This window comes from Streptomyces sp. NPDC046900, from assembly GCF_040644975.1.
Taxonomy (GTDB): Bacteria; Actinomycetota; Actinomycetes; order Streptomycetales; family Streptomycetaceae; genus Streptomyces.
Genome location: NZ_JBEYXD010000172.1, coordinates 1 through 7940, shown reverse-complemented (window position 1 = coordinate 7940; position 7940 = coordinate 1). Strand labels below are relative to the sequence as shown.

The 7940-nt window shown below is 68.4% G+C and carries 7 protein-coding genes; 4 read left to right on the top strand and 3 right to left on the bottom strand.

The window, feature by feature from the left end; all coding sequences use genetic code 11:
- Both ABZ904_RS49725 and ABZ904_RS49720 read right to left on the bottom strand, forming a co-directional pair.
- On the bottom strand, positions 1-168 hold the full coding sequence (locus ABZ904_RS49725; RefSeq protein WP_361005667.1) for a hypothetical protein: 168 nt from the start codon (positions 166-168) through the stop codon (positions 1-3).
- 99 nt (positions 169-267) lie between these two features.
- Entirely contained in the window at positions 268-3312 is a 3045-nt protein-coding gene (locus ABZ904_RS49720; RefSeq protein WP_361005670.1) for a trypsin-like peptidase domain-containing protein, read from the bottom strand.
- 102 nt (positions 3313-3414) lie between these two features.
- Between ABZ904_RS49720 and ABZ904_RS49715 the strand changes: the two genes are divergently transcribed.
- From ABZ904_RS49715 to ABZ904_RS49705, 3 genes are read left to right on the top strand one after another with little or no spacing between them, the layout of a single operon-like run.
- On the top strand, positions 3415-4515 hold the full coding sequence (locus ABZ904_RS49715) for a glycosyltransferase (RefSeq protein WP_361830809.1): 1101 nt from the start codon (positions 3415-3417) through the stop codon (positions 4513-4515).
- 4 nt (positions 4516-4519) lie between these two features.
- On the top strand, positions 4520-4834 hold the full coding sequence (locus tag ABZ904_RS49710; protein ID WP_361005673.1) for a hypothetical protein: 315 nt from the start codon (positions 4520-4522) through the stop codon (positions 4832-4834).
- On the top strand, positions 4834-6834 hold the full coding sequence (locus ABZ904_RS49705; protein ID WP_361830806.1) for a glycosyltransferase: 2001 nt from the start codon (positions 4834-4836) through the stop codon (positions 6832-6834). Before ABZ904_RS49710 ends, ABZ904_RS49705 begins: the two co-directional genes overlap by 1 nt.
- Positions 6835-6859: 25 nt before the next feature.
- Here the strand turns inward: ABZ904_RS49705 and ABZ904_RS49700 are convergent, their stop codons facing one another.
- Positions 6860-7267 (bottom strand): CU044_2847 family protein, encoded by a 408-nt coding sequence (locus ABZ904_RS49700; protein WP_361830803.1) that lies wholly within the window; start codon positions 7265-7267, stop codon positions 6860-6862.
- Positions 7268-7563: 296 nt separating this feature from the next.
- Here ABZ904_RS49700 and ABZ904_RS49695 point away from each other — a divergent pair.
- Positions 7564-7940 (top strand): transposase family protein (locus tag ABZ904_RS49695; protein ID WP_361830800.1); only part of this gene is annotated, 377 nt, incomplete at its 3' end.

Genomic DNA, 7940 nt, shown 5'->3' with positions numbered 1-7940 from the left:
TCAGGCGCCGGCCCGTCCGGCAAGCGCGTGCCCGACGCGCTCCAGCATGCAGTTCAACGGGGTGGTGAAGCGCGCGTACCGGGTGGTCAGCTGCGCGAACGGCTCAGCAAAGATACGGCGCGAACAGGTCGCGTCGCCGCAGATGAAGCACCGGACCCGCAGGATCACGACGCCGACGGCGAGGTGCCGCGATAACCCTCCACGACCACTCCCCAAGATCTGTGCCAGAGCCCGCTGACGGACGACCTGGCCAACATCGGCAGCGCATCAGTCACCGCCCGCCGCCCGGAGGATGGGCCTAAGCCAGGCTGGGAAGTAGTCGGGGCCGGCTCGGTCGATCAGCGTTGCGGCGATCTGGCGTACTTCGGTCCATACCGGGACGGCAGCGGCGCCCCCTTCGTCGGCCGACCGTAGTACGGCCTGCCAGCGCCGCGTTCGCAACAGCCAGGGCTGGTCATCCAGGTCGACGAAGACATGCCCGGCCGTTGCGAACGCGGCGGATGAGCTGGCGAGGTCACCCGAACGTAGCAGTGTCAGAGCCTTTCCGTAGGTAAGTCGGGCTTTGGTCCGATGATCATCCGTGTCTTCGTAGGCGGCGGCGGCCTGGGCGTACAGTGCCAACGCTCCGGGCAGGTCGCCGGTCTCGCGTAGTGCCATGGCCTGGCTGCGCCAGACCTGCGCCGTTCCCAGGTGCTCCTCGATCTCCTTTAAGGTCCGCTCGACCTGCCGCAGCCGATCCAGCATCTCCGCCCATCGTCGCCTCCTGCCGAGGAGCCTCGCCTGGCCCAGGTCGACAATCGCGGTCCAGCGCGCATCGCCAGCGGAGACGCAGTGGGGGCGCGCCTCGTTTAGATCAGCCTCCGCGGCTGCGAACCGGCCCAGGTACATGTTCAATAGTGCCCGGGTGTGCAGCAGCCGCCCGAGTCCGTTGTCGCCGTGGGCGCGGAATACCGGTATGCAGTGTGCGAGGGTGTCGGCGGCCCGGCTCAGCCAGCCCTGTTCGCGCAGGACGATGGCGTAGTTGTGCTCGGTGGCGGCGAAGCTCATCTCGTTGTCGCCGTCTCGGTACAAGTCGAGGCACTCCTCTAGCAGGCGGGCGGCGACCTGTAGCTGGCCTCGATCGCGCTCAACATAGCCCAGAGCAAGCGTCATGCGTGCTTCCCGGTCGCTCATCCCCAATGCCTTGTACCGCTTTCGGACGTCGTGCAGCACGGCGACGGCCTTGGGATGGGCTCCGGTGGTGAGGTAGTAGGACGCGTACGAGTAGAGCACATCCGCTTCCGCGACCGGGTCTCGCGCCTCGCGGGCCGCTTTCAAAGCCAGGTCCTTGAGTTCGAGAGACTCCGCGCCGTGTCGTTGGGCGTAGAAGAGTCCGTTGAGGACGTCGATGATGCCCCAGACATAGGGCCACAGCCTGTCCTCATAGGCCAGCCGGGCCGTGGCGACCAGGCTTTCGCGCTCGTCGGTAAACCAGTCGACCGCGCCGGCGACTCGTCTCGCCTGCACGACCTCGTCCGGTGGCCGCCATACGATCGGCACGGACTCGGCCAGGAAGAGGTCCTTACCCGGCCCCAGATCCGACATCGCGTCCAGCAGAAGCGTCAGGTATCCGCTGTAGAGCCGTTCCCGGCTGGCGCGCCGCGCGGCCTCGTCGAACCGCTCGGCTGCTTTCTCGGCGGCGTAGACCCGTACCAGGTCGTGACAGCGGTACCGGTGGGATCCGGTGACATCGAGTCGGGCGAAAGCCACCAGTTGCGCCGCGACGAGTTCTTCGAGCCGGTCTTCGGCGTCGGCCGGATCGATGTCGAGTAGCGCGGCCAGAGCCCAGGCGGGGAAGTCCGGACCGCGGAGCCCGCCCAGGGCGGCGAAGGCCTGTGCGGCCGATGGCGGGAGTTCGACGTAGCTGCTGTCGAAGCTCGCGCGTACGGCGAGGTCGTCCACCTCGAGGATGGACAGGCGGCGGCGTTCGTCGGCGAGCCGGGTGGCGAGGTGTCGCACTGTCCAGTGTGGACGCGAGCGTAGTTGCGCGGCGGCGATGCGGATGGCCAGCGGGAGGTAGTCACAGAGGCGGACGATCTCGTCGACGCCCGCCCGATCTCGCGTCCGCGGGTCGTCGGGCAGCATCGCCTCGAGCAGGCTCACTGCCTCCGCGGGGGTCAGGACTTGCAGCGGTAGCAGATCCACCCTGTCGAGGGTACTCATGGGCTGGCGCGAGGTGACCAGGGCGGCGCTGGTCGGCGTCCCCGGCAGAAGGGGTCTGATCTGCGCTGCGGAATGCGCGTTGTCGAGCAGGATCAGGGCGCGGTTTCCGTTGAGCAGTTCCCGATACTGTCCCGCTCGCTCGGCTTCGGTGGCCGCCACCGCGTCCGGAGGCAGGCCGAGGGCAAGCAGGAGCCGCTCCAGGGCATCGGCTGTAGCGACGGGCCGCCGGTCAGCTCCGCGCAGGTCGATGTGGAGAAGGGCATCCGGGTACTGCTGTACGAGCAGGTGTGCGACGTGGACAGCGAGCGCGGACTTGCCCACGCCTGGCTGGCCGTGGACCGCGACGACCGCGCCGGGCGACGCCAGTGCGGTCATGATGCGTTCGATCTCGCCGTGTCGCCCGGTGAACTCGAGCCGGTCCGGCGGTAGGGCCGCACGGGAGGCAGTGGTACCGAGCGTCGCCCCGGTGGGCCGGGGACGCGACGTGTCAATGCTGGGCTGGATCCCGACCAAGTCCAGGACGGCGCGCAGCGCCTTGGCCGGGCACGCGTACACGATGCCGCCGAGGCCGCGCTCGGCGGCGTCGGGATGCGGCGGGTTGTACCTGATTAATCCCACCACGCCTGGAGCGGTTCCGGCGAACACCGGTGCACCCGACAGTCCACCCAGGGCGAGGCCGGCGGCCGACTGATCCGCGTAGAGCTGGAGGGCGGGTACTCCGCGCAGTTGCCCCTCGACGTCGGAGATGCTGCCCGACACGGTGACCCGACCGAGGTCTGCGAGGCTGGCCGGAAAACCGACCGCTCGCCACGATTGAGCGGTCACGCGTTCGGCGAGCGTGAGTGGTCGGGCCGTGGCCGGCAGCCGCTCGTTGAGGCGTAGGACCGCGCAGTCCGCAGCCGGGTCTCCGGTGAGAAAGACCCATGGGATCCTGAGTCCGTCCAGGTCCAACTCCGCGTGGGTACGCTCGACCTTTCCCGTGACCCGGTTGCCGACGCAGTGGAAAGCAGTCAGCAGGGTGTGCTCGTTCACGGCGAAGGCGGTACCGAGCGGCCGACCTCCTGGCCCTGGCAGGACCAGCCGACCAACCGCTGAGCGCGAGATGGACATTGCGGTCAGACCCGCCGCGCCGCGGGAGCCCGCACCGCGAACGCGGCCCGTGACCGGGTCTCGGGAAAGTGAGGATCCCTAACCAGCATGTCGCAGACAGTAGTGTCAGGCCCGGACGGTGGGAAGCGTTCCGGCGACGGAGAACAGCCTTCCATTCACTATGCCCACGACGCTACTGTGTGCGACATGCTGGTTGGGATCTGTGACTTTCCGGCGCTTTACGCTTTTCCGCCCAAGGGCTATGCGGGCATCGAGCGCTGGCTCTGGGCGGCCGCCGTCGGGGCCCGCCGGTCCGGCGCCGTCGTGCACCTGATCGGCGAACAGTGGCGGCCGGAACTTGCCACGGACTGGCCGATCCAGCGAGCACGACTGGAGGATCTCAGTGGGCCGCAACTGGCCCGGTTGCGGTCCGCCGGATACGACCTGCTTATCGCTTGGCATGAATATCCCGCCCGGTCGGCCTGGCGGGACGTGTGGCGGTCGTTGGACTGCGACGTGGCCGCCTTCCAGCACGGCTCCAACATGCAGCATCCCGCTGGTACGTTCGACGGCGTGGGTAGCCGCCTGTACTGCTACTCGCCCGAAATGATGGCGCTCTACGCCGACCAGCATCCGCGCGCCGAACTGGCCGTGCACCAAGGGCTCAACGAGGAAGAGCCACCTGCCAGGGACGGACAGCACCTGGTCTGGGTCGGCCGCGTCGACGCGGTGAAGGCCCCCCATCTGGCCGTCATGGCCGCTGAGCGGCTCGGCCTGCGCATCCGCATCGCCGGGCCGGTCTTCGACACCGCGTACCTGGAGCGGCACCGCCGATTGTTCAGTGCGGCCCATGTCGAGTTGGTCGGCGAGGTCGGCGGTGCGGCCAAGACCGCGGAGTTCCATCAGGGCCGCGTCTTCGTGTACACCTGCGCACGGGACTATGTCGAGGCGGGCGCCGCTGTGTTCGGCGAGGCGCTCCGCGCGGGCACCCCCGTCGCCGCGCTCGCCTGGCGGCCTGGTACGTGCGCCGAAGCGGCGCTGTGCGCGGACACCGGCCGCGTCGCGCACGTCGATCCGGACGCCAGCGACGATCAGGCGGCCACCGCCCTCACCGCGGCGATCGAACAGGCCGCCACGTTACGAGCCGCTGCGGTACAGGAGGTCGGAATGATGCGTTTCGATCCGGTCCGGCATTTCAACGTCCTCGCCTTGCGGTCGACCTGAAGCCGTGTCCACTCCCCAGGCAGCCATCGGTCCGCTGGTTACCTCCGCGCCGCAGCAGCGCCTGCAGGTGGCGGTCTCCAGCAGCACCACCAACGTCGAGGGCCAGCTCGACGGAGTACGCGCCATCCAGCTCTACGCGGGGCAGTCCGCGGCCGACCTGGCATTCGGCGGGCTCTCCGGGGCGCCGGCCTGGGCACAGGTGCGCCGCATGGCCGAGACCCTGTTAGAGCCTGCCGGGCCCGGATACTTTCCGGCCTGGCGGCGGCCCATCTTCCGGGCGGCCCAGATAGCCGAATCGACCCAAGCGAGCCGCGGCTGATGCGCGTCGCCTACGTGTGTCGCGATCTCGCGACCGATTCGGCCACTGGTCCGGGCGCCCACGCCTTTGCAGCCGCCAATGCCATGGCGCTCGCCGGCCACGAGGTCCATCTGATCAGCGAGGAACTCGCCGCACCATGGCGGCAGTTGTTGCCAGGCATCAGCCGTCTGAACTGGCAGCCGTTGCTGCCTGAGCGGGTCGCTCACCTGTACTTCACCGAACGCCAGTCCTACGCCGACCGCGTGTACGACACGGTCCAGGCGGTGCATGACGAAACCGGGCTGGATGTGATCGAACTGCCTGACGCGGGCGGTGAAGCGCTGACGCTGTTGCGAGCCAAGCGCCTGCTCGCGCGGTTCCCGAACACTCGACTGGCGGTGTCGCTACAGCCGTGGTCGACCATCAGGCTCGGACCCACGGCCCATCAGCCGACTGAATATACTGCGGAGTTGACCGCCTACGCTGAGCAGTACGCTCGGAGCCACGCGGACATCGTCCTGGCCGCCACTCAGGCGGACGCCGACACCGCCGGGGTCCACAGCGGTCAGCTGCGGCGGTGCCTGCCGAGCCTGCCCTATCCCGACTCCACCCCCCCGGGCGGCTTCGCGCCGGACGCTGCCCGGACGGTGCTGTGGCTTGGTCCGATCCGGCCTGACGCCGGGCTCGAAACCGTCCTGCACGCGCTGGAACTGGCCCACGAGAAGGAGCCGGAACTGCGGCTCGTGCTCCGCGGTGCCGACACCCCGACCGATCCGGTGGGCCGGTCGTACTGGCAACACTTGCAGGGGCAACTCACCGGGTCGCTGCGCGGTGCGGTCACCCTTGCCGGTCCGTTGCGGATCGCCGAACTGGCCGCCCTTCCACCAGCGGGCACCCAATGCGTGCTGGCGACCGGCGTCAGCGGTACTCCATCCGAAGCCCTGGTAGCGATGGCGGCGGGCTATGTGGTGGCCGCGCCCATGGGCAGTGTCGGCGCCGGGCTGATCTGCGACAACGAGACCGGCCGCATCGTGCCCGACCGCAACCCGCAGGCGCTCGCTGACGTGTTGGTCGCGGCGGTACGAGGGCACGCGACTGGCGCCGGTCTGGCCCGCGCCGCCGCTGACGCCATGCGTAACCAGTACACGCCACTGCGGGCCGCGGAGTGCCTGACCGAGGCGTACGTCTCGACTCCGGTACGGGTGGCGGCGCGCTGGAGTGCTCGCCCAGCCGCCCGGGCTGACCGGGTGTCGGTCGTCATCCCCGTCTACAACCAGGGGCGCTTCCTCGCGTCAGCGGTCGACTCGGTCCGCCGTGGTGGTCCGGCGGAGTTGGACATCGTGGTGGTAGATGACGGCTCTACCGAGCCGGAGACCGTTGCCGCCCTTGACGCTCTCACCGACGTCAACGCCGTCCGACAGGCGCATCGCGGGCTTTCGGCGGCCCGCAACGCCGGAATCGAACGAGCCCGCGGACCGCTCATCCTTGTACTGGACGCCGATGACATGGTCCAGCCCGGCTTCCTGCCCGCCGCCGTCGATGCCCTGCGCCGGCGGGACGACCTTGGGTTCCTCGGCGGCTACGTACGCTACTTCGGCCTGCTCAACCTCGTGTACGTGCCGGCCGGCCTTGTCGGCGACCTCAACCTCGTCCTGCACACTCACCTCAAGTCAATGGTGCTCTTCCGCCGGCAGGCGCTGCAGCACGTCGGAGGCTATGACGAAAGCCTGCCCGCATTCGAGGACTGGGAGATACAGATCCGGCTGGCGCGAGCCGGCTACGACTCCGACGTCCTCCCGCTGGAAGGTCAGCTCTACCGCAGGCATGCCGAGTCGATGTCGTTCAGCATCAGCAACGGGATGCGCACCGAGCTGGTGCAGTACCTGGTCCGCAAGCACGCGGACGCGATGACCGCTCCCCAGCTGACAGCGCTGCTGCAACAATTGGTCAACCTGTGGAAAAGCGGATACGAGCCGAGCACGTCGGTGTTGCTGCAACGTGCCCAGGGCGGGAAGGAGTAGCTTGGATGGCTCGTGGATGCCCGGATCAGGTCGCGGCTGCTCCGGAGGACTCTCGACGCTTCCAGGTCAGTGTCGCTTGAAACGCCGCGCCTGTCTTGGCGCGGGAGATGACCACACCTGCTTCGGCCTCAAGGTTGATCGACATCTGCAGGCTGACGTCGGCGAGCGCCCAGCTACTCCCGGCCGGTTCCTCCAGCTGACTGTCCAGCGTCTGACGCAGCCGCGAGGCGACGGCGGCCAGCGCCCCGCCCAGCTCACTCACCCGGTTGGAAAACCTGTCGACGAGGTCCGCGGGGCTCAGGTCGCCAGCCAGGCCGGGATGGGGCACAACTTCGACGTAGATCTCACCCTGGTTCGTCACGTCTCCCACCATCCTCGCGAGCGCGGCCAACCCCGCGCCAGCCAACCGTATCCGCGCAGCATAAGAAGCCATCCGCTTTCCGCTCAACAGGCTTCATCACTCGACTTTCGCGGTTGTGCGGCCTGAGCTGACCCCCGTTTCGTGGAGTCTGATATGCCCGGGTTTGATGGAGTCGGGTTGCTGGAGAATTGACCGTCCAGCAGCTTTCGGAGTGGCTGTGACGTCGTTCAGCGGGCCTGGCACAGATCTTGGGGAGTGGTCGCGGAGAGTTACCGCAGCACCTCGCCGTCGGGCAGGCAGTAGTGATGCCCCATCAGATCTCTGCAACTCTTCGCGCTTGCCGGCTGTGGCCAGTGACGGTGCTGGTCATGCAGGCCGATTCATCGTTCTGGGACTCGCTGGTGTTCGACGGGATCGATGACGTCGACGTCGAGGCGGTGACCGCTGTCTTCGGCACCGTCGACATCGTGGCGAGAGGCCCGGTGGTGGGTGCGGTCTGTCCGGACTGCGGTGGGTTCTCAGACCGGGTGCACTCCTACCAGCGCAGGTTGAAGGATCTCCCATTCGGTGAGCAGGGCGTCGTGATCCTGCGGGTCCGGTGCTTCATCTGCGGCGACGCGACCTGTTCGCGCCGTATCTTTGCTGAGCCGTTCGCGCAGCTGACCGCCCCGTACGCCCGCTTCACCACCCCGTTGAACTGCATGCTGGAGCGCGTCGGGCACGCGCTTGCCGGACGGTCCGGCGC

What these genes read in the sequence shown, in the direction of transcription:
- ABZ904_RS49720 (WP_361005670.1), bottom strand. Translation starts at nt 3,312, where the DNA reads ATGTCCATCTCGCGCTCAGCGGTTGGTCGGCTGGTCCTGCCAGGGCCA.
- ABZ904_RS49705 (WP_361830806.1), top strand. Translation starts at nt 4,834, where the DNA reads ATGCGCGTCGCCTACGTGTGTCGCGATCTCGCGACCGATTCGGCCACT.
- ABZ904_RS49700 (WP_361830803.1), bottom strand. Translation starts at nt 7,267, where the DNA reads ATGGCTTCTTATGCTGCGCGGATACGGTTGGCTGGCGCGGGGTTGGCC.